The organism is Mesocryomonas fontinalis (assembly GCF_055730125.2).
Window position 1 is genome coordinate 211,877 of sequence record NZ_JBUZWG020000002.1, and the last position, 26,198, is coordinate 238,074.

General features: G+C 65.7%; 22 protein-coding genes. 11 read left to right on the top strand and 11 right to left on the bottom strand.

Annotated features, from left to right (window positions below; all coding sequences use genetic code 11):
* Nucleotides 1–46 precede the first annotated feature (46 nt).
* The 9 genes from ACZL02_RS06155 to ACZL02_RS06195 form a co-directional block, all read right to left on the bottom strand.
* Nucleotides 47–1,057 (bottom strand): ABC transporter permease, encoded by a 1,011-nt coding sequence (locus tag ACZL02_RS06155; RefSeq protein WP_472937714.1) that lies wholly within the window; start codon nucleotides 1,055–1,057, stop codon nucleotides 47–49.
* A complete protein-coding gene (locus tag ACZL02_RS06160) occupies nucleotides 1,050–2,066 on the bottom strand; it encodes an ABC transporter permease (protein ID WP_472937715.1) in 1,017 nt (338 codons plus the stop codon). Before ACZL02_RS06160 ends, ACZL02_RS06155 begins: the two co-directional genes overlap by 8 nt.
* Entirely contained in the window at nucleotides 2,063–3,613 is a 1,551-nt protein-coding gene (locus ACZL02_RS06165; protein WP_472937717.1) for a sugar ABC transporter ATP-binding protein, read from the bottom strand. The genes ACZL02_RS06160 and ACZL02_RS06165 overlap by 4 nt, the downstream gene beginning before the upstream one ends.
* Before the next feature lie 33 nt (nucleotides 3,614–3,646).
* On the bottom strand, nucleotides 3,647–4,729 hold the full coding sequence (torT, locus tag ACZL02_RS06170) for a TMAO reductase system periplasmic protein TorT (protein WP_472937718.1): 1,083 nt from the start codon (nucleotides 4,727–4,729) through the stop codon (nucleotides 3,647–3,649).
* A 131-nt stretch (nucleotides 4,730–4,860) separates the two neighbouring features.
* Complete coding sequence (locus tag ACZL02_RS06175) at nucleotides 4,861–6,822, bottom strand: hydantoinase B/oxoprolinase family protein (RefSeq protein ID WP_472937720.1); 1,962 nt, start codon at nucleotides 6,820–6,822, stop codon at nucleotides 4,861–4,863.
* Nucleotides 6,823–6,827: 5 nt separating this feature from the next.
* Nucleotides 6,828–8,852, bottom strand: coding sequence for a hydantoinase/oxoprolinase family protein (locus tag ACZL02_RS06180; RefSeq protein ID WP_472937722.1), 2,025 nt, complete (start codon nucleotides 8,850–8,852; stop codon nucleotides 6,828–6,830).
* A 273-nt stretch (nucleotides 8,853–9,125) separates the two neighbouring features.
* Nucleotides 9,126–10,091, bottom strand: coding sequence for an AraC-like ligand-binding domain-containing protein (locus tag ACZL02_RS06185; RefSeq protein WP_472937723.1), 966 nt, complete (start codon nucleotides 10,089–10,091; stop codon nucleotides 9,126–9,128).
* Nucleotides 10,092–10,211: 120 nt separating this feature from the next.
* Nucleotides 10,212–10,937 carry a LamB/YcsF family protein gene (locus tag ACZL02_RS06190; RefSeq protein WP_472937724.1) on the bottom strand — a complete coding sequence of 242 codons (726 nt, stop codon included), beginning with the start codon at nucleotides 10,935–10,937 and terminating at the stop codon, nucleotides 10,212–10,214.
* A 97-nt stretch (nucleotides 10,938–11,034) separates the two neighbouring features.
* Nucleotides 11,035–12,000, bottom strand: coding sequence for a LysR family transcriptional regulator (locus ACZL02_RS06195; protein WP_472937725.1), 966 nt, complete (start codon nucleotides 11,998–12,000; stop codon nucleotides 11,035–11,037).
* A gap of 137 nt (nucleotides 12,001–12,137) precedes the next feature.
* Here ACZL02_RS06195 and ACZL02_RS06200 point away from each other — a divergent pair, with 137 nt between their 5' ends.
* Genes ACZL02_RS06200 through pxpA form a run of 5 tightly spaced genes read left to right on the top strand, consistent with a single transcriptional unit; the run spans nucleotide 12,138 to nucleotide 16,371 of the window.
* A complete protein-coding gene (locus ACZL02_RS06200; protein ID WP_472937727.1) occupies nucleotides 12,138–12,380 on the top strand; it encodes an acetyl-CoA carboxylase in 243 nt (80 codons plus the stop codon).
* Between the two features lie 4 nt (nucleotides 12,381–12,384).
* Nucleotides 12,385–13,776, top strand: coding sequence for an acetyl-CoA carboxylase biotin carboxylase subunit (locus ACZL02_RS06205; RefSeq protein ID WP_472937728.1), 1,392 nt, complete (start codon nucleotides 12,385–12,387; stop codon nucleotides 13,774–13,776).
* Nucleotides 13,773–14,642 carry a 5-oxoprolinase subunit B family protein gene (locus tag ACZL02_RS06210; RefSeq protein ID WP_472937730.1) on the top strand — a complete coding sequence of 290 codons (870 nt, stop codon included), beginning with the start codon at nucleotides 13,773–13,775 and terminating at the stop codon, nucleotides 14,640–14,642. Before ACZL02_RS06205 ends, ACZL02_RS06210 begins: the two co-directional genes overlap by 4 nt.
* Nucleotides 14,635–15,624 carry a 5-oxoprolinase subunit C family protein gene (locus ACZL02_RS06215; protein ID WP_472937731.1) on the top strand — a complete coding sequence of 330 codons (990 nt, stop codon included), beginning with the start codon at nucleotides 14,635–14,637 and terminating at the stop codon, nucleotides 15,622–15,624. The genes ACZL02_RS06210 and ACZL02_RS06215 overlap by 8 nt, the downstream gene beginning before the upstream one ends.
* Before the next feature lie 21 nt (nucleotides 15,625–15,645).
* The gene (gene pxpA, locus ACZL02_RS06220; protein ID WP_472937732.1) at nucleotides 15,646–16,371 is read left to right on the top strand and encodes a 5-oxoprolinase subunit PxpA; all 726 of its coding nucleotides are present in this window, start codon (nucleotides 15,646–15,648) and stop codon (nucleotides 16,369–16,371) included.
* Between the two features lie 120 nt (nucleotides 16,372–16,491).
* On the opposite strand, the gene dld is transcribed toward pxpA, so the two are convergent.
* Nucleotides 16,492–18,219 (bottom strand): D-lactate dehydrogenase, encoded by a 1,728-nt coding sequence (dld, locus tag ACZL02_RS06225; RefSeq protein WP_472937733.1) that lies wholly within the window; start codon nucleotides 18,217–18,219, stop codon nucleotides 16,492–16,494.
* Nucleotides 18,220–18,396: 177 nt separating this feature from the next.
* Complete coding sequence (locus ACZL02_RS06230; RefSeq protein WP_472937735.1) at nucleotides 18,397–19,161, bottom strand: SDR family NAD(P)-dependent oxidoreductase; 765 nt, start codon at nucleotides 19,159–19,161, stop codon at nucleotides 18,397–18,399.
* Between the two features lie 414 nt (nucleotides 19,162–19,575).
* Here ACZL02_RS06230 and ACZL02_RS06235 point away from each other — a divergent pair, with 414 nt between their 5' ends.
* The 6 genes from ACZL02_RS06235 to ACZL02_RS06260 all read left to right on the top strand — a co-directional run bounded on the left by ACZL02_RS06235 (nucleotide 19,576) and on the right by ACZL02_RS06260 (nucleotide 26,139).
* Nucleotides 19,576–21,030, top strand: coding sequence for an NAD-dependent succinate-semialdehyde dehydrogenase (locus ACZL02_RS06235; RefSeq protein ID WP_472937737.1), 1,455 nt, complete (start codon nucleotides 19,576–19,578; stop codon nucleotides 21,028–21,030).
* Nucleotides 21,030–22,580, top strand: a complete 1,551-nt coding sequence (gene xylB, locus ACZL02_RS06240; RefSeq protein WP_472937738.1) for a xylulokinase — start codon at nucleotides 21,030–21,032, stop codon at nucleotides 22,578–22,580. Before ACZL02_RS06235 ends, xylB begins: the two co-directional genes overlap by 1 nt.
* Nucleotides 22,577–23,251: a phosphoglycolate phosphatase gene (gene gph / locus ACZL02_RS06245; protein ID WP_472937739.1), complete on the top strand. Its 675-nt coding sequence runs from the start codon at nucleotides 22,577–22,579 to the stop codon at nucleotides 23,249–23,251. The genes xylB and gph overlap by 4 nt, the downstream gene beginning before the upstream one ends.
* The gene (locus ACZL02_RS06250) at nucleotides 23,248–24,087 is read left to right on the top strand and encodes a MurR/RpiR family transcriptional regulator (RefSeq protein WP_472937740.1); all 840 of its coding nucleotides are present in this window, start codon (nucleotides 23,248–23,250) and stop codon (nucleotides 24,085–24,087) included. The genes gph and ACZL02_RS06250 overlap by 4 nt, the downstream gene beginning before the upstream one ends.
* A 33-nt stretch (nucleotides 24,088–24,120) precedes the next feature.
* Nucleotides 24,121–24,840: a ribose 5-phosphate isomerase A gene (rpiA, locus tag ACZL02_RS06255; RefSeq protein ID WP_472937741.1), complete on the top strand. Its 720-nt coding sequence runs from the start codon at nucleotides 24,121–24,123 to the stop codon at nucleotides 24,838–24,840.
* Between the two features lie 213 nt (nucleotides 24,841–25,053).
* A complete protein-coding gene (locus ACZL02_RS06260) occupies nucleotides 25,054–26,139 on the top strand; it encodes a sugar ABC transporter substrate-binding protein (RefSeq protein WP_472937742.1) in 1,086 nt (361 codons plus the stop codon).
* The last annotated feature ends 59 nt before the right edge of the window (nucleotides 26,140–26,198 follow it).

The window sequence follows — 26,198 nt, forward strand, 5'->3', positions numbered from 1 at the left end:
CGAAGCGGCGGTTGAAAGCCCGCCACGGTTATCGGGCTCGGCGCCTTCAGCGCGTCGCGAGGCGCGCCCTGTCGAGGACGACGCCGATGATGACGATGGCTCCAAGCACCACCATCTGCACGTAGCCGTCGATGCGCGTCAGGTTCATGCCGTTGGACAGAATGGTGATGAACAAGGCGCCGAGCACCGCGGTGCCGACGCCGCCGCGCCCGCCGGCAAGGCTGGTGCCGCCGACCACGGCCGCCGCAATCGCCTGCAGCGATAGCGAGCCGCCGAGATTGGGCTCGCCGGAGCCGGTGCGGGCGGTCAGCATCAGCGCGCCGAGCGCGGCAAGGCCGGAGCAGAGCACGTAGGCGCAGACGAGGACGCGCTTCACCGGAATGCCGGCGACCGCCGCCGCCCGCGGATTGGTGCCGACGAGGTAGAGCGAGCGGCCGAACACCGTTCGGGTCAAGGCGAAATGCAGGACCGCGCCGACGATGACGGCGATGACGATCGCCGCCGGGACGCCGAGGACGCTGCCGCGGTAGAAGATGGTCGAGAACAGATCGGGCATGCCCTGCACCGGTTTGCCGGCCGACAGCGTGGTCGCGATGCCGATGGCGATGTTGTAGCTGCCGAGCGTCGCGACGAACGGGCTGACGCCGAGCAGCGCGACGACGACACCGTTGAACAGGCCCGTCGCAGCCCCGAGCCCGAGCCCGGCGACGAGGCCGACGAGGAGCACCGTCACCGGATCGCTGCCGGCGGCGACGGATGCCGTCATCGCCACCGCCGCCCCGACGCTGACCATCGAGACCGAAGGCCCGAGCGACAAGTCGAAGCCACGGGTCAGGATCACCACCGCCTGCGCCATGGCGAAGATCGCGAGGTAGCTGGTCTGCTGGGCGATGTTGAGGAGGTTCGCCGGCGACAGCACGCGGCTGTCGGCGACGGCGAAGGCGAGGAACAACAGGACGAGCGCGATCGGCAGCGCCCACTGCCAGATCTGCCGGTGCCAGGAAGGCCCAGCGGCAACGGCATCCGTTGCGGCCAGCGGAGAAGCGAGTTCAGACACGGGTCTTCCTCCTGCGGCTGAGTTCTTCGGCTGCCACCGCCGCGACCATGATCACGCCGAGGAAGACCGGCTGCAGCCGCGAGTCGATCTGCAGGAGGTTCAAGGCATTGCCGAGGATGGTCAGGAACAACGCGCTGACCGTGACGATCTCGATCCGACCGATGCCGCCGCGCAAGCTGACGCCGCCGATCACCGCAGCGGCGATCGACTGCAGCATCATCCGGTCGCCGCCGAAGCTCGCCTGTCCCGAGCCGACCTGCGCGGTGAGGAGGATGCCGGTCGCCGCCGCCAGCACGCCGGACAGAACATAGGTGCCGACGACATGCCGGTTGATCGAGACGCCCGAGATGGCCGCCGCCTCGGCATTGCCGCCGATGGCGAAGACATAGCGGCCGAACAGCGTGCGTCGCTGCACGAAGACCATCACCGCGACGACGAGAATGGCGACGTAGATCGCGGTCGGCAGGCCGAGGAACTGCGCCCGGCCGAACTGTTTCACGAAGCTGTCCGGCATGCCGTAGACCGGAATGCCGCTGGTGATCATCAGCCCGACGCCGGCCGCCGCCGACATCGTGCCGAGCGTCACAACAAAGCCGGAAACCTTCAGCCAAGCAACGCAGAGGCCGTTGACGAGGCCGACCGCCAGGCCCGAACCCAAGCCGGCGAGGACGCCGCAGGCGATGATCGCCGCGTCGTTGCCCGGAAAGACCGCAGTGGCGATGCCCATCACCTTGGCGGTGACGACGCTCGCTAGCGCAACCACCGCGCCGACCGATAGATCGAAGCCGCCGGCGATGATGACGATCGCCTGCCCGCAGGCGACGATGGTCAGGAGGGAGGCGTTGCGCAGGATGTTGAGGATGTTGATCGGACCGTAGAACTGCGGCGAGACCAGCGACATGCCGACGACGACGGCGATCAGGAGGACTGGCAGGAAGCCGAGCCGCATCCAGAAGCTTCTGCCGGCGGCCTCGGGGGAGACAAGCCGAAGGGCGGCGGTGGCATTCACGCGGCGGCCTCCGTCACATGGTCCTTGAAGAAGCTCGACAGGACGTTCTGTTCCGTCCGCGCCTCGCCCTCCAGGAGGGCCGCGATCCGGCCGTTGTGCATGACGTAGAGACGGTTCGACAGCGCCAGCACCTCCGGCAGTTCAGACGAGACGACGACCACCGCGGCGCCGGCCTCGACCAGGCGTTTCATGAATTCGTAGACCTCGACCTTGGCGCCGACGTCGATGCCGACCGTCGGCTCGTCGAACAGGAAGATCGTCAGGTCGCGGGTCAGCGCACGGCCGAGCATGACCTTCTGGCGGTTGCCGCCGGAGAGGTTGCCGACGGCGCGCTCGATATTGGGCGGGCGGAGGTTCAGCTGTTCCATGATCGGGCCGATCAGCCGCCGCTCAGCGCCCTCGCGCAGGACGCCGAAGCTGACGAAGCGCTTGAGGTCGAGCGCCGTCATCGAGGCGTTCTCGCGGATCGGCCGGCTGAGCGCGAGGCCTTCGGCGACGCGGTTGGCCGGGAAATAGGCGACGCCCTTGCGCAGGCTGGCGCGCGGTCCGCCGGCCGCGAACGGCGTGCCGTGCAACCGGACGGTCCCGCCCGTCATCGGCTCCAGCCCGTAGATGGCGCGGACCAGCTCGGACTTGCCGCAGCCGACCAGCCCGGCAATGCCGGTGATCTCGCCGGCGCGGGCATGGAAATTGACGTCGGCGACGATGCCGCCGGCGACCGAGAGGTTCTCGACGTCTACAGCCACTGTGCCCGGCTGGTGCAGGATCGTCGGGAACAGCACGTCGATCTTGCGGCCGGTCATCAGTTCGACCAGTTCGCCGTCGGTGACGCCCGCTGCGTCGAGCGTCTTGATGTGGCGGCCGTCGCGCAGCACGGTGACGCGGTCGGCCAGCGCCCGGATTTCGCGCATGCGGTGCGAGACGTAGATGATGCCGACGCCCTGGCCCTTCAGCTTGGCGATCAGCTCGAACAGCCGGCCGGTCTCGCGCTCGGTCAGGGACGCAGTCGGCTCGTCGAGGATCAGCACCCGCACCTTGCCGAGCAGGGCCTTGGCAATCTCGGCCATCTGCTGGTGGGCCCGCGACAGATCGTCGACGCGGGCGCCTGGATCGAGATCGAAGCCGAGTTCGTCGATCAGCGCCCTCGCCCGCTTGCGCATGTCTCCGGCGCGCAGCACGCTGCCGGTGGAAAGTTCGCGGCCGAGGAAGAGGTTCTCCTCGACGGTCAGCGTCGGCACCAGCGAGAATTCCTGGAAGACCGGGCTGATGCCGATGGCGCGGGCTCGCTGCGGCGTCAGCTGGCGAATATCCTCGCCGCCGAAGCGAAACTCGCCGCCATCGGGCGGAAAAGTCCCGGCGATAACGTTGATCAGCGTCGACTTGCCCGCGCCATTCTCGCCGAAGAGAACATGGAGCTCGCCCGCGCGCACATCGAGATCGACGCGGTCCAGGGCGAGGACGCCCGTGAACCGCTTCGAGATGCCCGCGAGGTGGAGCAAGGGCTCCTTCTCCTCGCGTGGCATTCCGACTTCGCCGGCTTGCTCCATGTCGTCTCCTTCGTTCAAGAGGTCCGCCGGGTCTTACTTGGCCTTGACGGTGTAGACTGGCGTCCAGTCGGCGGGGGCCAGGATCAGCGCCATGTTGAGGTTCGGCACCGTGGTCTTGTCGACGACCGCGGCGACCGGCTGGACGAGGCTGATCACCGGCTTCTTCTCCAGCAGGCGGACGGCCTGGTCGATGGCGATGGCGCCCTCGCCGACCGGATACTGCGTCGCGAAAGCCAGGATGTCACCGCGGTTCAGCGCGTCGAGCATCGCCTGGTTCTCGTAGGACGACATGATCTTGATGTCGGTGCGGCCGGCCTCGGCCACCGCGCCGATCGCCGCTTCGGCGGTTGGGGCCGATCCCCAGATCACGTTCATGTCGGGATGCGCCTGCAGCGCGTCCTGGATCAGCTGCAGCTGGACGGCGACGCCGCTGTCGCCGAACTTCTCGTCGAGGATGGTGACGTCGGGGTTCTTCTTGACCGCGCCCTTGAAGCCCTCGTTGAAGGATTCCGCCCAGCCCGAACCGGCCGGGCCGGGGAAGGTCACGATGTTGGCCTTTTCGCCCGCCGGCAGCTGCGCCAGGAGGCCCTCGCCCGTCACCGCGCCCATGGCGACGAAGTCGACGGCATTGGCAGCCGGCGTCGCGTTGGCCGGGATCGGGTTGGTGACGCCGACGACCGGGATGTTCTTGGCCGCCGCTTCCTTGAACTTCTGCTCGAGGCCGGCGCCGGAGATCGCGCCGACGATGATCGCGTCAGCACCGCTCGCCAGGCAGTCGTCGAATTGCGAGAGCTGCTTTGGCAGGTTCTCGTAACCGCCCGCCTCGTAGAGCGTTATGTTGACGTTCATCGTCTCGGCCTGCTTGACGATGCCGTAGGCGACGGCGACCCAGAAGCTGTCCTTCATGTGCGGGAAGAGGACGCACAGATTGTAGGGCTTCTCGGCCTTTTCCAGCGGGGTGTATTCGGCCGCCTTCGGCGTGCCGGACGAGGAATCGTAGATCTTCATCGGGAACCAGGCTGCATCAGCCGCGAGGCTCGGCGAGACGGCGCCGAGGATAAGACCGAGGCAAGTGGCAGCCGCGAGGCTGCTGCGGAGGCGAATGCGAAGAGACATGGCTCGATCCTTCTGGGGTTGCGGCCATCTGGAGAGATGGTCCACTGCGGTGATGGTCGTGGGCTCGGAACTCTGAGCGGGAAGCGTCCACCCGGACGCTCCCCGCCTTGTCGGCGATGACGGGAAGCGGTTCAGACAGCCGCCCAGCCGGCGACGGATCGCCGTTCGAAACTCTCGCGGAACTGCCGCGTCGATTCCGGGAGCAGTTCTCCGGTTCCCCAGTCGAGAATCACCGCGTGCTGGCGGATGGCGTCGAGGACATCGATCTCGCCATCCCGGAATTTCGCGGCGACGGTTTCCGGGTCGACGCGCGCCCAGGCGACGCGCTTCTGCCGAATTTCGGCGCGCAGGACTTCCGTCGCCGCCGCGTCGATCTCGTATTCGCAGAGCTCGACGTCGATCGGCCTGACGACGACGCCGTAATCCTTGGCGGCACGCTCGACCGAGACGTAGTCGTCGGTGACATCCTCGAGAACCGCGGCCGGATCACGCTCCAGCGGATCGCCGAAGCCGCCGCCGCCGGCCGTCGGCCGGGAGAACTCGTCGCCTTCCCGCAAGGGGACGTCGGAAAAGATGGTGCCGAGCCGCTCGGTGACGCCGGATCCCGCCCGCTTCAGCGTCAGTCCGTGCGGGCTCGACGGGAGGCCGCCTTCGATGCCCCAGACGATGGCACGTTCGCGGTCGCAGATGTAGGAGATCACGGTTTCCTCGGCCTCCAGCATGCGCGAGCCCTTCACCACCCCGACGCCGCCGCGCCATTTTCCGGGACCGGCCGAGTCGGACTTGATCTGGCACTCCGTCATCAGGATCGGGGTGGCACGCTCCTGGCCCTCGATCGGCTGCGCCATCATGCCGGTGCCGAAGCAGGAGGCGGTGACGTTGGCGCCGTCCTTGCCGTTGCGCCCGCCCCAGCCGCCCGACAGCCAGTCGTAGAACATGAAGATCGGCTTGTCCTCGCTGCGCGCATCGCGCCCGCCGGTCAGCAGGTATTCGAGGTTGAAGGTGCAGGCGAGCGCGCGCTCGGGCATCAGCTGCGACCACATCTCATAGATCGAGTTCATGATCTTCTCGAAGGGCATCAGGAAGCCGGTGACCGCGATGGGCCATTTCGCGTCGACGATCGATCCCTCGGGCACTACCAGTTCGAACGCCCGGTAGAAGCCCGAGTTCAGCGGCAGGTCTGGAAAGAAGGTCTTCATGCCGGCCGCCACCGCCGAGAAGGTCGCGCCGAAGGCCGAGTTGTAGATGGTGGCGATGGTCGGGTGGCTGCCGGTGAAGTCGTAGTAGGCCTTGTCGCCCTTGATCGTCATCTTGATGCGGATCGGGATCATGCCCTCGCCGCCCGCCGGGTCGCGGTCGATATAGTCGACGGTCTCCCAGGTCCCGTCCGGCAAGGCGGCGATGCGCTGGCGCGCGGCCCGCTCGACATAATCCTGCACCTCCGACAGGCCGGCCTTGACCGTGTCGCGGCCGTACTTGTCGACCAGCCGCAGGATCTCGCGGGCACAGACCGCCGTGCCCTGCGCCTGCGCCTGGATGTCGCCGATGATCGAGGCCGGATCGCGGGTGTTCGAGGCGATCATGTTGGCGACGTCGCGGCGGAACACGCCCTTGTCGTAGAGCCGGATCGGGGTGATCCGCAGGCCCTCGCGGAACATGTCCTTGGCGGTGACGTCGAAGGAGCCGGGGACCGAGCCGCCCATGTCCGACCAGTGGCCGTTCGACTGCGCGAAGGCGATGATCGCACCGTCGGAGAAGATCGGCCGGATCAGCCGGACGTCGGAGAAGTGCGTGCCGCCGGCATAGGGGTCGTTGATGGCGAAGACGTCGCCGTCGTGCATGTCGCCCTCGAAGGCGCGCATCACGTCCTTGCAGGTGAAGTGCAGCGTGCCGACGTGGACGGCGATGTCCTGGTTGCCCTGGGCGGCGCACTCGCCATCGGCGTCGTGCAGGGCGCTGGAGAAGTCATGGTTGTAGATCACGAAGGAATAGCAGGTTCGGAGCACCTGCTCGCCCATCTGGTCGACGCTGGTGATGAAGGAGTTCTTCAGGACCTCGAAGGTCACCGGATCGAGTGTCTGTTCGCTGGCCATCGGTCTCAACCCTTCACGCGGATGATGATGTTCAGATATTTGTCGACCTCTGCGGTCGCGCCGGGCGGCACGACGACGGTGCTGTCGACCTGCTCGACGATCGCCGGTCCGGCGAAGACGAAGCCGCAGGGCAGGTCGTCACGCTGGAACACCGGGGTGTCGTGCGCCGCGTTCTCGAACCAGACTTGGCGCCGCGATACCGGATCGGGGCGGACGCCGGTCGGCGTGTGGATCGCCAGCTCGGCCTTCGGCACGACGCCGATCGCCTTGACGTTGACCCGGAAGAAGCTCACCGGCGCGTCGTCGCGGCGGAAATTATACTCGCGGTGATGCTCGCGGTGGAAGTCGGCGACGAGGCTCTCGATCGAGGCGATCGGGCTCGGCGTCGAGACCGCCAGCGACCGCCACTGGCCGCGATACATCATGTCGATCGAGCGCTGCAGCACGATGTCGCTCTCGGCGACGCCCTCGTGCGTCAGGCGCTCCAGCGCTTCGCGTTCGATCACGGCGAACTGCGCCTCGATCGCCGCGGGGTCGGCCACATCGGCGTCGACCAGGCAGTTTTCCGAGAAGTCATGCTGCATGTCGACGAGCAGGCAACCGAGCGCCGAGGTGACGCCGGGGTTCGGCGGCACGATGACGACGGGGATCGCCAGCTCGCGGGCGACGTCGACGCCGTGCAACGCGCCGGCACCACCGAAGGCGACGAGGGCGAAGTCGCGCGGATCGTAGCCGCGGCTGATCGAGATCAGCCGGACCGCATCGGACATGTTGGCGTTGGCGACGCGCAGGATCGCGTCGGCCGCTTCCTCCGTGGACAGGTTAAAGGACTTGGCGACGCCCTCCTCCACCGCTGTGCGGGCGAGGACGGGGTCGAGCATCACCTTGCCGCCGGCAAGGCTGGTGCCGAGGCGGCCGAGCGTCACGTTGGCGTCGGTGTTGGTCGGCTGCCGGTTGCCGTTGCCGTAGCAGGCGGGGCCTGGAACCGAGCCGGCCGATTGCGGGCCGTTGCGCAGCGATCCGGCATCGTCGGTCCAGGCGAGCGAGCCGCCGCCGGCGCCGATGGTCAGGACCTCGATCGAGGAAAAGCGGATGGGGTAGCCGAACTCGATGAACCAGTCCTTGGTCACCCGCGACTTGCCCTCGTAGGCCAGCGACACGTCCGTGGAGGTGCCGCCCATGTCGAGGCCGATGGAGTTGGGATAACCGCAGAGCCCGGCAATGTGACGGCTGGCGATGGCGCCGGCGGCGATGCCCGAGCCCGCGAGCCGCGCGGCAAAATCCTTGACGCTGGCGGGCGTCATCACGCCGCCGCCGGTGTGCAGCAGCAGGAGGTCGCGGGTATAACCCTCGGCGGCGAGACGATCGCCGAGCCGGGTGGTGTAGCTCACGATGACGGGGCTGAGCGCCGCGTTGACGACGGTGGTCGAGAACCGCTCGTGCTCGAAAATCTCAGGCAGCACCTGCGAGGAGATCGACACCGGCACGTCCGGCATCGCTTCGAGCAGGATTTCGCGCATCCGGCGCTCGTTCTCACCGTTGAGATAGGCGTTCATGAAACAGACGGCGATCGCCGCGACACCGCGCTTCTTCAGCATGCGGGCGACGTCGCGTGCCTTGTCCTCGTCCAGCACTTCCACGATCCTGCCGGCACTGTCGATGCGCTCGGGCACGGTCAGGCGGTCGCGGCGCGGGATGTAGGGTTTGACGACGTCCTTGTAGACGTCCCAGAGGTCTTCCTTGTTGGCGCGGCGGATCTCGATCACGTCGCGGAAACCCTCGGTCGAGACCATCGCGGTGCGCGGCAGGCGCCGGGTGATCAGGGCGTTGGTCGCCACCGTCGTGCCATGCGAGAACAGCGCAACCTGGCTGAGGTCGATGCCGGCCTTGGCGACGCCGCCCATGATCCCGTCGATCGGGTCGGGCGTGGAGGACGTCTTCTCGATCCGGATCAGGCCGGTCGTCTCGTCCATGATGCAGATGTCGGTGAAGGTGCCCCCGACATCCACGGCAACGCGAAGATTCTGCACAGTGCATTTCCCTCTTCAGAATGCCCCTGAGGGCCGCTTTACGGCGCGACAGGACGCGGCCCACCGCAGGAACCAGACAGGCCCTGAAGGCCTGACGACGCGTTTCCCGAGCTGCTCAAGGAGGATTAAACGAGGTTTGCGGGCCGTTCTCTTGATACTCCACGCATCAAACTTTGATGCTCACTGCACTTCGGCACAAATTTTAAGCCGTTGGTCTGGATGACTTTTCCCGGTCAGTGCGGTGCAGCAATCTCCAGCCACCGCCCTCTTCCGTCACGCGTCGACAGAGAGGCTTCGCGCCGCACTGCGGGCATCGCGGGGCGTGCAGTCAAAGCGGGCGCGATAGTTTCGGCTGAACTGCGCCTGATCGCCGAACCCCCAGTCATAGGCGATCTCGGAGATCGCCTTGCGGCAGTTCGGGTCGCGAAGCGCGGCGTCGCACATCGCAAGACGCTGGTTTCGGATATGCGCGCAGACCGTGGTTCCCTCGGCCTCGAACAGCTGGTGGAGGTAGCGCTGCGAGATGCCGCAGCCTTCGGCGATCCGCTGCGGCGACAGGCCGAGCTCGCGCAGATGCAGGCCGATGAAATGCTCGGCCCGGTGCAGGTGGGCGTTGCGCACGGAGGAAGCGCGGCCGACCAGCACGCGCTGATCCGCTTCGATCGCCATCGCCAGCAGCTCGACCAGATGGCGGCCGATCAACTCGCGTTCCGCCTTGTCCATCTCGTCGAGCCGGGGCGCCGTCAGCCTGAGGAGGTCGACGAACAGCGCGCCGACGCCCTTGCTCGCATCGAACTGGAACGTGGCCAGCCGCTCGGGCCGCGCGATGCGCGCCCGCAGGACGTCGCTCGGGATCTTCAGCACCCACAAAGCCGCGGGATCGCGATGGCTGAATTCATAGGGCAGATGACTGCGTTCGATCAGGAACTGACCGGGCCGGCAAGTGACCTCCCGGCCGTCCTGAACGAAGCGGATTTCCGCCAGCTCCGGCACCGTGATGAGGAAGCTCTCCTCCCGTTCGTTCAGAAGATGGCGCTCGTGCCGGCGGTAGAGAAGGCCATCCGAGCGGTTGCGGGACACCGAGATCGGCCCCATCGACCAAGCTTCCAGCACACCCTCGAAGGCCCCGGCCGAGAGAAAGCGCAGTTCGAGCGGAAAGTAGATTTCCGACACGGCATGCTGCCAGAACTGCTTCTTGGCTGCCGGGGCGGTATTGCTGGTCGAGAAGGTGGCTCGCATGGCAGGCAACTCCAATCCCGTTCAAGTCTGCCGGCTGGTCCGGTCGATGCGGACGCCTTGGCGAAAAGGCTGCTCTAAAAACGCGGCTTGCACCACGCATCAGAAGGAAGACTTTTCCGGTCAGGCAAACCAGGGTCGCAAAGCCTCGTGCACCGTCCGCGCCAGTTCGTCGGCGCCGGGCGTGTCGGAATGGATGCAGACGGTCTCTGCCCGCATCGGCAGCGACCGCCCGTCGGTTGCCGTCGCCAGCCCGTCGCGCATGACGCGTACCGCGCGCCGCGCCACCTCCGCCGGATCCTTCGCCTCGTGCTGGCGGGTGATGATCAACTTGCCTTCGACGTCGTAGTCGAGGTCGGCGTAGTATTCCGCGATGAACGGGATGCCGCGCTCGGCATAGACCTTTTCCTGCAGCGTCCCGGCCATCCCCAGCAGCGGCGCGCCGAAGATCTCGGCGGCATCGGCGATCGCATGCGCGACGTCCTCGCTGCGGGTGGCGGCGCCGTAGAGGGCGCCATGCGGCTTGATGTGGTTGAGCGGCATGCCGGCGGCGTCGAGAAAGCCCTTCAGCGCGCCGATCTGGTAGACGATGCAGGCGGAGAGTTCGTCCCGCCCCATCTTCATCTCGCGACGGCCAAAGCCCTGGAGGTCAGGAAAGGACGGGTGGGCGCCGACGGCGACGCCATGCTCCGCCGCGAGCTTGACGGTCGCGCGCATCACCGACGGGTCCGAGGCATGGAAGCCGCAGGCGACATTGGCGATGTGAATGTACGGCATGATGCCGGCATCGTCGCCGCAGCGGTAGAGGCCGAACCCCTCTCCCATGTCGCAGTTGATCGTCACGTCCATGCTGCACTCCCGCTTGCCGATCGAAGACCGGTCATCGAGGAGCAAGCTGAAGAACGTACGGCGTGCCCGTCAAATCGTATTAAACGGATGGCGACATCTAAAAAATCGATGGCCTGGCGGCGGCCACCGCCCCTTCTCCGCTGGCAGGCGCCCGTCCGCCCCCAAGGCCGGTGACGGCAAACCGCATGAAGCTTCGAAAAGCCTCGGTTGCGGCGCTGAACGACGCCTCCCGGCGCCAGGCCAGCCCGACGTCCATGCTCGGCACATCATCATCGATGATCCGCGTCTCGATCCGCTGCCCCTCCAGCGACCACGGCCGGTAGACCATTTCCGACAGCACGGTGATCCCCATCCCGCCCGCGACCATGGATCGAACAGCCTCCACCGACGAAGTCCGAAAGATCGTCTTCGGCTCAAGCCCGGCCGCCGCCCAGTAGCGAAAGGCCGTATGCTTCGCCTCGTCGACGGTGAGCATCACATAGGGATAGGCTGCGATGTCGGCGAGGCGCACCCGCTCGGCTGACGTCAGCGGATGGCCGGGGGCGATCCAGAGCCGGCGCGGCGAGCGGGTGAGGATTTCGCTGGCGATTCGCGCCCCGTCGCGCAAGTTCGATACGAGCAGCACGGCGATGTCGAGCACGCCATCGACCAGCGCCTGCTCCAGCACGTCACGCGGCGCCTCGAACAGTTCGAGGGTCACGCCGGGGAAATTTGCCTGGAAACGCATCTGGTGGCGGGGCAAGAAATAGCCAGCGACGGTGTAGGTGACGCCGACACGCACCGTGCCGGCGATCGAATCCCCGGAAACATGCGGGCTGTGCACCGCCTCGGCGACCGCCGCCAGGATCTGCCGCCCCTGCGATAGGAAACGGCTGCCCTCCAGCGTTACGGTGACCCCAACTGAGGTTCGCTCCAGCAGGCGAGCGCCGACTAGCGCCTCAAGCTGCTGGATCGCCGCCGTCACCGCCGACTGCGACACGTTCAGCGCCACCGCGGCTTGGCCGATCCTCCCCGCCTCGGCTGCGGCGACGAAATAGCGAATCTGCTTGAGCGAAACGGACATGCCGCGCGTCCCCGAGTGGTTTGCGACATCCTATCGGATTTTCCGATGGCCTGAATTTTAATTTCCGATTTTACGTTCGCCCCGAGTTTTGCAAGTCTCTCGCCAACGTTCCGACGTACAGAGGATGTGACCCCAGCATGACCGTCAAGACGATACAGGCCCCGCTCCCCGGCACCTTCTACCGCTCGGCCTCCCCCGGCGATCCGGTGTTCAAGTCTGAGGGCGACGCCGTCGCGGTCGGCGACACGATCGGCTTGATCGAGGTGATGAAGTCGTTCACCCCGGTCGTCGCCGAGGAAGCCGGAACGCTCGTCGCCTTCCAGGTCGAGAACGAGGACGCGGTAATGGCGGGCCAGCCGCTCTACGATCTCGACGCGTAAGACCATGACTATTTCCAAGGTCTTCGTCGCCAATCGCGGCGAGATCGCCGTCCGCATCATCCGTGCCGCCAAGGAACTCGGCCTCGCCACCGTGCAGGCAGTGAGCGCGGCGGACGGCGCCATGCTGGCTGCCCGGCTCGCCGACGAGACCGTCGCGGTCGGCCCCGCACATGCGACAAAATCCTATCTGAACAAGCAGGCGATGGTGCAGGCCGCGGTCGACAGCGGCTGCGATGCGGTGCATCCCGGCTACGGCTTCCTGTCCGAGAATGCCGACTTCGCCGAGATGGTCGAGGCGGCCGGTCTCGTCTTCATCGGCCCGCGGCCCGAGACGATCCGCCAGATGGGCGACAAGGCCCGCGCCCGGCAGGAGGCGATGGCCGCCGGTGTGCCGACGGTGCCCGGCAGCGAGGGCGTCGTCGAGGACGTCGAGGCGGCCGTGATCGCCGCGCGCGCGATCGGTTATCCCGTGATGATCAAGGCCTCGGCGGGCGGCGGCGGTCGCGGCATCCGCATCGCCGCGGACGAGGCCGAGCTGGTAGCGCTGATCCCGCAGGCAAGCGGCGAGGCGAAGGCTGCGTTCGGCGATGGCGGGCTCTATCTCGAGCGCTTCATCGGCAAGGCCCGGCATGTCGAGGTTCAGATCCTCGGCGACGGCACCAGAGCCATCCATCTCTTTGAGCGCGAATGCTCGCTGCAGCGCCGCCGCCAGAAGGTCTGGGAAGAAGCGCCAGCAGCCTTTCTCAGGCCCGAGCAGCGCGAGGCGCTCTGTACCTCGGCGGTGCGGCTCGCCGAGCGCGTCGGCTATCGCGGCGCCGGGACGCTCGAATATCTGTTCGACGAGAGCACGGGCGAGTTCTTCTTCATCGAGATGAACACCCGCATCCAGGTCGAGCACCCGGTATCCGAAATGATCACCGGCATCGATCTCGTCCGCTGGATGATCCGGATCGCCAATGGCGAAAAGCTGACGATCCAGCAGAGCGACGTCGTGCTGCGCGGCCACGCCGTCGAGGCGCGCATCTGCGCCGAGGATCCGGCACTCGACTTCCGCCCCGCCCCCGGCACCGTCACCGCGCTGGAAATCCCTGGCGGCATGGGCGTGCGTTTCGATACCATGCTCTATCCCGGCTATGCCGTGCCACCGTTCTACGACTCGCTGCTCGGCAAGCTCGTTGCCCATGACGAAACGCGCGACGCCGCGATCACCCGTCTGGCGCGGGCGCTCGGCGAGCTGAAGGTCGAGGGTCTACCGACCACGACGCCGCTACACCTAGCGCTTGCCTCCGCCGCCGACGTGCGGGCCGGCAATTTTCACACCCGCTGGCTGGAGAATTGGCTCGCCGCCCATCCCCTCGGCTCCCCGACACCACCCGAAGCGGAAACCAGCCGATGACGACACGCTATTCTTATGGCGGCGACGAGCATATCTTCGTCGAGGTGGACGAGGAAATGTCGCTGGAGGCCTTCTTCAAGAGCCTCTCGATGACCAATGCCGTGCGCGATAGTGGCATTACCGGCATCACCGAGATCTGCCCGGCCAATGCCTCGTTCCAACTCAAGTTCGATCCCGACGTCATCGCGCCGGACGAATTGATGACGAAGCTCAAGGGTTTCGAGGCTGCAGCGGAGAGCTCGGCCAAGACGATCAAGACGCGGATCATCGAAATCCCCGTGCTCTACAACGATCCCTGGACGCACGAGACGCTGATGCGGTTTCGCAAGCGCCACCAGGATCCGGACTCGACCGATCTCGAATACGGTGCCCGGATCAATGGCTATGACAGCGTCGAAGCCTTCATCGCGGCGCATGCCGGCGCGCCCTGGTTCGTCTCCATGGTCGGGTTCGTCGCCGGCCTGCCGTTCATCTACCAGCTGGTGGAGCGGGCGAAGCAGATCGAGGTGCCGAAATATCTGCGCCCTCGCACCGATACCCCAAAGCTGACGGTCGGCCATGGCGGCTGCTTCGGCTGCATCTATTCCGTCCGCGGCGCCGGCGGCTACCAGATGTTCGGCGTGACGCCGATGCCGATCTACGATCCCAAAGGCGAGATCAGCTACCTCAAGGAGTTGATGATCTTCCGGCCCGGCGACATCATCAAGTTCAAGCCGATCGACCGCGCCGCCTACGACGCAACGGTCGAAGACGTGGCGGCGGGCCGATTCGAGCCAAAGATCGTCCCCGTCAGCTTCTCCCTCGACGCCTTCACCGCCGACCCCGAAGGCACCAACGCCAAGCTTCTGGAGGCCCTGGATGGCTGAGCGCATGTTCGACGTCGTGAAGCCAGGCCTTGCCACCACCGTGCAGGATCTCGGCCGCCCGGGCTACTATCATCTCGGCCTGCCGATCTCCGGCGCGATGGACCGTTTCGCTTTGATCGCCGCCAACCGCCTCGTCGGCAATACAGACGACGCTGCCGGGCTCGAGGCCGTGTTCCTGGGTCCGGAGCTGCGCTTTGCCAGCGATGCTCTCGTCGCGGTCACCGGCGCCGACATGCCGCCCAAGATCGACGGGGTCGAGCAGCCCGGTTGGACCGCCTTCAAGGTCGCCGCCGGACAGGTCCTGTCCTTCGCCTTCCTGAAAGGCGGGGCGCGCGCCTATATCGCCATTGCCGGCGGCATCGACGTGCCGGAGGTGCTGGGTTCGCGCTCCACCTACGCCCTCGGCACCCTCGGCGGCTTCGAAGGACGCCCGCTGAAGGCAGGCGACAGCGTCAAGTTCGGTGCGCCGACCGGACGGGGCCACGAGGGCACCACCGTGCCCGCGGACATCCGGCGCCCGGTCAGCGCCACCGGCACCAGTGTACGCGTGCTTCCCGGCCTCTATTGGCACCGCCTTACCGAAGGCGCGCAGCAAACCTTCTTCGAGGATACCTGGAAGGTGGCGCCCGAGGCCGACCGCATCGGCTATCGCTTCCGGGGCGGAAAGAAGCTCGACTTCGAGCCGCGCGAGCAGCCGTTCGGTGCCGGCTCTGACCCGTCGAATATCGTCGACAGCTGCTATCCCTACGGCTCGATCCAGGTGCCGGGCGGCACCGAGCCGATTATCCTGCACCGCGACGCCGTTTCCGGCGGCGGATATTTCATGCTGGGCACGGTGATCTCGGCAGACATGGACCTGATTGGCCAGTTGCAGCCACACCAGGGCGTCCGCTTCGAGAAGGTCACGATGGAACAGGCGCTGGCGGCGCGAAAGGACGAGAAGGCGCGGCTTTCCCGCCTCGACCTTGTCCCAGCGGGCTGAGACGTGAGCCGGGGAAACACCATGGCCGGGATCACCATCAACTGCGACATGGGCGAGGGTTTCGGCCTCTACAGCTTCGGCGACGACGAGGCGGTGATGCCCTTCGTCACCCATGCCAATATCGCCTGCGGCTTCCACGCCTCCGACCCCTCGGTGATGCGGGCGACGGTGCGGGCGGCCAAGCGCCAGGGCATTGCCATCGGCGCGCATCCGGGCCTGCCGGACCGGCAGGGTTTTGGCCGGCGCGAGATGAGCCTGACGCGAGAGGAGGTCTCGGCCCTCGTCCTGTACCAGACCGGCGCGCTGGCAGGCTTTGCCATGGCGGAAGGCCTCTCCCTGTCGCACATCAAGCCGCACGGCGCGCTGTTCGGCATGGCGCAGCGGCAAGAGGCGATCGCCGAGGGTATCGCCGATGCGGCCGAGGCACTCGGCCTGCCGGTGATCGCCTATTCCGACTGCGCGATGTCGGATGTCTTCACCCGGCGCGGCATTCCGTTCTCCTGCGAATTCTACGCCGACCTCGACTATGACGACGAAGGGCGGCAGATCATCAGCCGCGCGCACTGCGCCGTGTCTCCGGAGGCAGTGGCAGCGAAGGTCTGGCGTGCGGTGACGGAGGGGCTGACCGCGTCGACGACCGGTCGGGACGTCGTCGTCAGTGCACAGTCGATCTGCGTTCACAGCGACACACCCGGCGCCCTCGACGTGGCCCGGGCGGTGCATGCGGTCATCCGCAAGCTGCTCTAGCGGCAGCGTTCGCGGGCGACGTTGAGCGCATTCTTGGAAACGGGTTTCAGACGTCCTCGAGAGCCGGATGCAATTGCCTCGGTGTTTCGCGCAGTGGCTTTCAGCGGAAGCTGGAACGGATCAAAGCGTTTTCAAAAGCGAGCCTTGGCAAACGCAGGCGGGGTCATGCCCCCAGTTCCGCAGCTTCGACGTCCTGCCGATACCGGGGTTGAACGTATTCGTCGGGTCGAGCTCGCGGTAGAAATCCCGAAGGGCCTGCTTGGCGTCGTAGAGGTGACCGACATTGTGCTCAGCGGGATATTCCGCACCGCGCGCGTCGAGAAGCTTCCACAAGGCATGCTCGATCGCCAGGCAGTCCTCTCCCTTTCGGACCAGATACTCCTGGTGGAGCACGTGGCAGAAGAAGTGACCGCAATACATCTTGAAGGCGAGCTTTGCCTCGATCTCGGGAGGCAAGGTCTCGAACCAGTCGAGCGTATTGCGCGGCAGCGCTACGTCGAGCGCCACAATGTCCTCGACCGTCGAGGGGTGCACGGCGCGATAGCGAACGATCGCACCGCCGACGGCGAAGCGGTTGAGGTAGGCTGCGCTGCCCTCCTCCGGCGTACACTCGAAGACGTCGCCACTGGCGGAGGGAAACTTACGGGAGAAGTAGGCGCGCGCCTCGTCGGCGCCGCCGTTGCCCATCTTCAGGAGGAGATGGTGGGCGTAGAGGTCCCGGTAGACATTGAGCCGCCGGGGCAGGTGTTCCGGAAAAAGCTTTGTAACGCCCTGCAGCAGTCGGTCGCTGATTGCGCCGCCGAGGCCAAGCTTCTCCGTGATACCGTCGAACCAGCTTTTCGCGGCGAAGGCTTTCGGCACGTTGTCGGTTCCAAAAGCCTTGATGAACAGGAACAGGTCCTTGCCATACGTCTGGCTCGCCTCGTAGGCCGAGCGGTGCATGTATTCACCGGCAATCGGCAGATGCTCGAAATCGGTAAGGATCTCGCGGCGGATCGTCTCAAGCTCCGCCGGATCGTTGCTACCGACATAGAAGACGGCGACATCCTCATCGGCAGCAAACGTGTCGAGGCGAACGGCGAAGACGCTGACCTTTCCGGCAGAACCGGACGCCTCGAAATGGCGGCGCGGATCGGCGTTGAAACGCGCTGGTGTCGGGGCGTCGACGTCCTTGACGTGGTTCTGGTATTCGCGGTCAGACGCCCATCGGTTCTCCGGAAACTCGATCTGGCTTTGCGTGAACGTGCCGTCGTCAATGCCGGCGAGAATCGTCTCTGGATCGTTGCCGAGCGCGATGCCGAGATGATTGACCAGTCGCAGCACGCCGTCGGCGTCGACCTGCGCGAACAGGGCCAGCTGGGTGAAGGCGGGACCGCGGCGGATCAGCGAGCCGCCGGAATTGTTGCAGATGCCGCCGGTGACCGAAGCGCCGATGCAGGAGGAACCGATCACCGAATGCGGCTCGCGACCGACGGTGCGCAGCTGTTTTTCAAGCTGGTTAAGCGTCGTGCCGGGCTGGCAAAGCACCTGCTTACCACCGTCGATCAGATGAATGCGGTCCATGCGCAACATATTGATGATGACGATCGGCCGGTCGTAATCGTCGCCATCCGGCGTCGAGCCGCCGGTCAGGCCGGTATTGGCGGCCTGACAAATGACAATGACGTCGGCGGCGACGCAAGCCTGCAGCGTACGCCACTGCTCGACGAGGCTGCCCGGCCGGACGACCGCCAGCACATTGCCACTGCCATATCGATAGCCCTTGCGAAAACGCCGGGTCGCATTGTCGCGTGTGAGGACATGCCGTGTACCGACGACGTCCTGCAAATCTTCAATCAATGTCTTCATGATCTCCGGGGAGACATCTCCCCTCCTCGCTGGTGTCGCGGAGCCGTTTGACCACGATGGCGCGAACTTGATGCGATCCGCTCAAGCGGGCATCCAGGGCTTGGGAAGGCTCACCCTAACCGAGAAAGACACTCTCGAGAGAGCATTTCCTGGACATCCTATCGCGTAGAGTGCGGGCTAGATGCTGGTGTACCCGCCGTCTACGGCGACGATCGATCCCGTCATCAGGCTCGCAGCATCGGATGCCAGAAACTGGACGACCGACGCGATCTCCTCAGGCTCGCCGAGCCGACCCATCGGCGTCGACTGCAGCCAGTGTTCCATCATTCCGGATGCCCCATCCACGACGCCTGCGATGAGCGGCGTCCTGATATAGGTCGGCGCGACCGCATTGACGCGCACGCCGCTGGTCGCCCACTCCACCGCCAGCGACTTTGTCAAATGGTGCACGGCCGCCTTCGAGGCATTGTAATGGGCCTGCGGCTGCGGCCAGTTGACGATCATGCCCGACATCGATCCGACGTTGACGACGGAGCCGCGGCCTGCCGCGACCATCTTCCGCCCAAAGGCGCGGCACGTCCGGAACACACCGGTCAGGTTGATGTCGATAACTGTCTGCCACTCCGCGTCGTCCACGTCGCATGCCGGCGTGTTTCGGGCGATTCCGGCATTGCAGACGAGAATTTCGAGTGCCGGCAGGCTTTCGGCCAGCGCCTGCAAGGCCAGGGAGTTGGTAACGTCGAGACGGTGGATGCCCGCGACGCTACCAGCCGGCAAAGTAGCGGCGACAGCCTCGGCCCGTGCGAGGTCTATGTCGGTGCAATGCACCCTTGCCCCGGTCTGGGCCAGCGCCATGGCGATCGCAGCGCCAATGCCCTGGCCAGCGCCCGTGACAAGCGCGGTCTTTCCGCCAAGATCCATTTTTCGCCGGTAGTCGGTCATGTTAGTTCCCTCAACGCTGAAGAGGCGCCTTCACCGGCCAAACGACGTCTGACCGCCCGATCCCGCCAAATACGCGAGCCCATAACTAGCAAAACTATATGGCGACGTCGCTGCGGTCAATCAATGCGAACATGGTTTCAGACAAGTCCAGGAGCCTTAGCGCTCTCGACCCGAGCTCATCTCCGTAAGATACTGTTTTCCGGCCAAAGTTTTCCCTCACATGACTGCATCCCGGTTCAAGATCGACCGCAGATTGGGCTATCCGATCAGATCAGCGAGAAACGGCCCCCGGGGCAAATATGACTGAATCGGACTTCCGCTCGCGGAAAATCTAGTTTAGCTATATCGACAAATCAGAGGGCGTTGAAGCACGTCCCTGCCCCATGAAGGCGGTGACTGGAAGGGCCTTGGTCAATGTTTAAGAGCGAGATGCTGATCGACGGAGAATGGGTCGAGGGAGCCGGTGACATTCTGCCGGTGATGAATCCGGCGACCGAGGAGACCATCGGCCAGATCCGAAACGCCACACCCGCAGAGACCGACCGCGCCCTTCATGCCGCCCGCAAGGCATTCCCGGCATGGGCGTCGCTCTCGCCATTCAAACGCGCCGTGCTGCTGCACAAGGCCGGTGACCTGATCGCCGAGCGTCAGGACGCGATCGCCAGGCTGATGACAGCAGAACAGGGCAAGCCGCTGAACGAAGCCAGGGGCGAGGTCTCGAAACTTGCCCAGACGCTGCACTTCTACGCCGAGGAAGGTGTTCGGGTGCATGGCGAGATCATTCCGAACGAGAGCAACGCCTATCAAAGCCTCGTGGTGCGCGAGCCGATCGGTGTCGTCGCGGCGATCTCTCCCTGGAACTATCCCGCGGAACTGATTGGATGGAAGATCGGGGGCGCGCTTGCGGCCGGCTGCACGATCGTGGTGAAGCCGCCGGAGCTAACGCCGTTCTCGCCCCTGGCGATCGCCCGGGCGTTGATGGATGTTGGCATCCCGGCCGGCGTCGTCAACATGGTGACCGGAAAGGGCTCGAAGGTCGGCCAGCACATGGTCGAAAGCCCGCTGGTCGACAAGGTGGCCTTCACCGGCTCCGGTCCGGTGGGCCTCAAAATCCAGCAATCCGCGACAACAGTGAAGAAGATGTCGCTGGAGCTCGGCGGCAATTGCCCGATGATCGTCACGGCCTCGGCCGATCTCGACGCGGCGGTGAAGGGCGCGGCACGTCGTTCGTTCCGCAACATGGGTCAGATCTGCATCGCCATCAACCGGATCTACGTCCACGAGAGCGTCTACGAGGCTTTTCTCACGAAGCTCGCCGCGGCAGCCGATGCGCTGACCATCGACAACGGCCTCGACAATCCGGCGGCCGATCTCGGCGCCATGGCGTCCGCCGAGCCGCTCGAGAAGACCAAGGCACATCTCGCCGACGCGCTGGCCAAGGGCGCGCGGCTGCTTGCCGGCGGCAGCCGGCCTCAAGGTCAGAAGTTCGAGAAGGGCTTCTTCTTCCGCCCGACCGTCGTCGCCGACTGCACGCATGAAATGCAGGTGATGACCGAGGAGACGTTCGGCCCGCTGGTCGGCGTCGCCGCTTTCAAGAGTCTCGCGGAGGCTGTCGAGAAGGCGAACGACACGCCCTACGGACTCGCCTCCTACGCCTATACCAAGCACATGGACGAGATGCGCTACATCTCGACCAAGCTCGACTACGGCAATGTCGCGATCAACAATGTCGACGCCGGCATCATCAACGCGCCCTATGGCGGCCGGAAGCAGAGCGGTGTCGGCTACGAGCACGGCCGCGAGGGCATGCTGGAATATTTCAACTTCAAGCATGTACGGGTCTGCTTCGACGAGCCGGAGGATGCCTGATGGCTGAGACCGCCCTCCTCGGCATCGACATCGGCACCTCCGGCTGCAAGGCACTGCTGCTGGACCCGGAAGGGACGGTGCTGGCGACGCACACTGCTACCTACGACGTTAGCACGCCCCGACCCGGCTGGTCGGAGCAGGACCCGGAAAGCTGGATTCAGGGTGCCCGCACGGCGATCGCCGGCGTCCTCGTCAAGCGCCCGGGCGCGGAGATTACCGCGATCGGCCTGTCCGGCCAGATGCACGGCCTGACGCCGCTCGATGCCGACCTTCAGGTGCTGCGCCCCGCTATCCTCTGGAACGACCAGCGCAATGCCGCCGAATGCGCCGAGATCACCGAGGCGGTCGGTGGCCTGTCGGCGCTGCTCGCCGCCACCAACAACCGCATGCTGCCGGGCTATACCGGCGGCAAGATCGTGTGGATGCGCAAGCATGAGCCGGCGCTGTTCGGGCGCCTGCGCCACGTGCTGAACCCGAAGGACTATCTGCGCCTGCGTCTCACCGGCGAGTTAGCGACCGAGGTTTCGGACGCCTCCGGCACCGGCCTCTTCGACGTGCGACGCCGGGCTTGGTCGGTGCCGGTGATGGACGCCGCCGGCATCGACCCGGCGCTGCTGCCCGCCTGCCATGAATCGCAGGTCGTCTCTGGCCGGGTCTCCGGCAGTGCGGCAAAGCTGTTCGGGCTGGCCGAAGGCCTGCCGGTGGTCGGCGGCGGTGGCGATTCAGTGATCCAGACCGTCGGTTCGGGTGTCATAAATCCGGGCGACCTGCAGACCACGATCGGCACAGCCGGCATTCTCGCCTGCGCGCTCGACGCGGCGCACGACAATCCCGACGGCCGCCTGCAGGTGTTCTGCAACGTCGCTGCGGACCGCTGGCACTGCATGGGCGTCTCGCTGAATGCCGGCGGCGCCCTCTCCTGGCTGCGCGGCCTGGCGCAGGGGTTCGGCGACCTGACCGAGGCTGGCTGGCACGACATCGCCTTCGACCGGCTGATGGAGCGCGCCGCCGACAGTTCGGCCGGCGCCCGCGGCCTTGTCTTCCTGCCGTATCTCAACGGCGAGCGCTGCCCATATCCCGACCCCGAGGCGCGGGGCGCCTTCCTTGGCCTCACCACCCGCCATGACGAAAGCGACATGATCCGCAGCGTGCTGGAAGGCGTCGTCTTTGCGCTGCGCGACATGTACGCCCTGATGGCCGATGCCGGCATTTCGGGGACGCGGATCCGTGCCTCCGGCGGCGGCGCGGCTTCGCCCTTCTGGCGGCAGATCCAGGCCGACGTGTTCGGCTGCGACGTCGTCACCACCGAGGGCGCGGCAGAGGGCGGTGCCTTCGGAGCGGCGATCGTCGCCGGCATCGGCACTGGGATCTGGCCAGACGCGACGACCGCCGCGAGCCATTGCCGGACTGTCTCCCGGCAGGCGCCGTCGGCGCGCGAGCAGGAGACCTACGCAAAAATGTTTGAGATCTACCGGACGCTGTACCCGACGCTGCAGGACACGTTCCGTAAGCTCGCGGATCCGGCCTTCGACCTGCAGGAGCCAGCATGACGCATCCGATCAAGGCTGTGGTGTTCGACCTCGACGGGACACTGATCGACAGCGCGCCCGACATCGCCGCCGCCGTCAACCGCGTGCTGGTCGGTCACGGCTGGGCGGCGCTGGAGCCGCATTATGTCGAGCGCTTTATCGGCGACGGCCCGAAGACGCTCCTCCTGCGTATCCTCGAGGAGCAGGGCCTGCCGACCGACGAGGCCTTTGTCGAGGCCTCGAAGAACGCCTATCTCGCGCACTATGCCGAGGCGCCGGCGACGCACACCACCTTCTTTGCAGATGTGGTCGAAGACCTGAAGGCGTTGAAAGCGTCCGGCCTTCGGCTCGGCATCTGCACCAACAAGCCGCATGCGCTGACCCAGACGGTCCTCGGCGTACTCGGCATCGCCGATCTGTTCGAGGTCGCGATAGGCGCCGACGCGGTGCAACGTCGCAAGCCGGACGCGGCACATCTCATCGCGGTGGTCGACGCCATGGGGCTGCAGAAGGACGAGATCGCCTATGTCGGCGACACCGACGTCGACAGCGCCTGCGCGCGCAGTGCCGGCGTGCCTTTCTTCATCGTTCCCTGGGGCGGCGGCCCGCATGTCAACGATACCGACGCGACCCGGCTCTCCCGGCTGAGCGACCTCCTGCGCCATCTCGGCAGGGAAGCAGTCGCGGCATGATCGAGAGCCTGCTCCACAAGATCCGGCAGGAAATGCCCAAGATGGCGGCGGCGGAGCGGCGCGTCGCGGAGGTCGTCAACGCCCGGCCGAACGACGTCATCCATCTCAGCATGGCGGTGCTGGCCAAGGACTGCGGCGTCAGCGACCCGACCATCATCCGCTTCTGCCGGCGTTTCGGCTTCGAGGGCTACCAGGACTTCAAGGTCAACCTGGCGCAGAACCTCGTGCCCAGCGCGCCTTTCCATTACGACAAGATCACCGCCAGCGATTCGGTGGAGAACATCGTCCGCAAGACCTGCGAGAATTCGCTGAGCGCGATCCAGCGCGCGCTGGAGGATCTGATTCCGGCGCAGATCGAGGCCGGCGCCAAGGCGATCCACGCCGCCAACTGGCTGGCGATCTACGCCACCGGCATTTCCGAGGTGACGGCGATCGACGCCGAGCACAAGTTCCAGCGGCTCGGTTTCCGCTGCTCGGCGATCATCGGCGAGAAGCGGCAGCGCACGCAGGCAGGTTTTGCCCGGCCGGGCGAGCTGGCGCTGATCTTCTCACAGTCCGGCGCGACACGGCAGATGGTGGAGGTCGCCAAGACCACGCGGCAGCAGGGTGGTACCGTGCTCTCGATCACCGCCGGCGAAACGCCGCTTGCCGCGGTCAGCGACCACGTCATCGCCGTGACGCCGTACGACCACACGGAACTGCTGACGCCCCTCGCCTCGCGGCTCAACCATCACCTGGTGGTCAACATGCTGGTCACCACGATCGCTGTGATGACCGGCGCCGAGTTCCCCGACCAGCTCCCGGCCCTCGACTCATGGCTTACCGAAAAGCTCTGACGCGACCCCACCCTCTGCACTGAAGGATTTCCCATGACGACACAGGATGACGCCAAGCGGCTGGCCGGCATCAAGGTCATCGACACCTATATCCGGGACGGCATGAAGCTCGGCCTCGGCTCGGGTACCACCTCGCACCTCTTCGTGCGCGAGCTCGGCAAGCGCGTCGCCGCGGGCGACTTCAAGAACCTCACCTGCACCACCACCTCGAACAGCACCACGGCCGTCGCCAAGGAGGTCGGCATCACGCTCAGCGACGTCAACGAGATCGACATGCTCGACCTCACGGTCGACGGCCCAGACGAGATCGACCGGCAGTTCCGGATGATCAAGGGCGGCGGGGCCTGCCTGCTCTGGGAGAAAATCGTCGCGCATGCCTCGACGCGCATGGTCACCATCTGCGACGAGAGCAAGATCGTCGACAGGCTCGGTCGCTTCCCGCTGCCAGTCGAGGTGGTGCAATACGCCTGGAAGCAGACCCAGAGCGCGATCGGCCGCACCTTGCCGATGCACGATGTCGGCCGCGTCGAGATGGTCCGGCGGGAGCGGAACGGCACTCCGGTGATCACCGACAGCGGCAACTTCATCATCGACTGCCATTGCGTCACGATCGGCGACCCCCAAGGCCTCGAGGTTGCGCTGAACATGATCCCCGGCGTCGTCGAGAACGGCCTGTTCATCCGCGAGTCGAGCGCCATGGTCGTCGGCTGTTTCGACGGCACGGCCTATGTCAGCGAGCGATCGGCGTCGTAGCAACGCAGATCTAGTTTAACGAGATCGGCTGCGGTGCTGTGGTTCGGACGGCCGAGGAAGGCCGCCACTTCTCGCAGCCTGGAATGCTTCGAAATCACTGAATAGTCTGGCAAAACATTCCACCGTGCAGGGACGGCAAGCCTTGACGCCGCCCGCCCTGCATGATGTAAATCTTTCTAGTAAAACTACATATCGTTTCTGGGAGGAGACAAAATGAGTAAGAATTTCGACGTCAGCCGCCGCTCGGTCCTGCAGGGGGGCCTCGCTCTCGGTGCCGCCAGCCTGGGCATGCCGGGCTTTGCCCGTGCGCAGGATCGCGTCTTCGTGCCGTTCAGCAACAAGAGCCTCGACTACTACTTCTTCGTCATTCAGGAGGAGGCGGTGCGTCGCGCCGTTGAGGGCCGGAAGTGGGAATTCCAGGCGACCAATGCGAGCTTCGACAACACCCGGCAGCTGGAGCAGTGGCAGAGCCTGCTGCTGAGCCAGCCCTCGGCGATCATCTGCGACCCGATCGACAGCCAGGCCATTGCCAGCTCCATCGCCCGCTACAACCAGCGCAAGGTGCCGGTCGGCATCATCGACACCCCGGCCGATGGCGGTGACGTCGCCATCACCGTCACTTTCGACAATTACCAGGGCGGCGTCATGGCCGCCGACGAGATCGTCAAGCGGATCGAAAAGAAGAACGGCTCCAAGAAGGGCACCGTACTCAACTGCTTCGGCGCGCTGCAGAGCGTCGCGTGGCGCCTTCGCAAGGAAGGTTTTGAGGCCGAAATGGCCAAGTATCCCGACATCAAGCTGTTGAGCCGGCCGACCGAGGGCCAGCTCGACTTGATGCTGTCGGTGACGCTGTCGACGCTGTCGGAATATCCCGACCTCGACGCCGTCCATGCCCCGAGCGACAGCCCGGCGCGTGGTATCGCCACCGCCCTGCAGCAGCGCGGCAAGTGGAAGAAGGTCGGCGAGGAAGGCCACGTCATCTTCATCAACATCGACGGCGAGCCGATCGCGCTGCAACTGATCAAGGAAGGCTACATGGACGCCTGCGTCTCGCAGGATCCGATCGCCTATGCCGAGATCGCCGTCGACATGATCGAGAAGCACGCGATGAAGGGCGAGGCCGTGCCGCTCGGCGCCTACGAGAACCAGAAGTATTTTTGGGAGAAGGGCGAGATCGTGCAGTCGAAGACCGGCCCGGCATTGGTCATCCCGCCCTTCGTCATCGAAGCGGCGAACGCCGACGACAAGCGCCACTGGGGCAACATCGCCGAGAAGGACTGGGGTCTGGCCTACAAGTAGACCAACCCTTCGAAGACATGCGGGCTTCCCGAGGGGCGCCCGCATGTCTGCATGTCCAT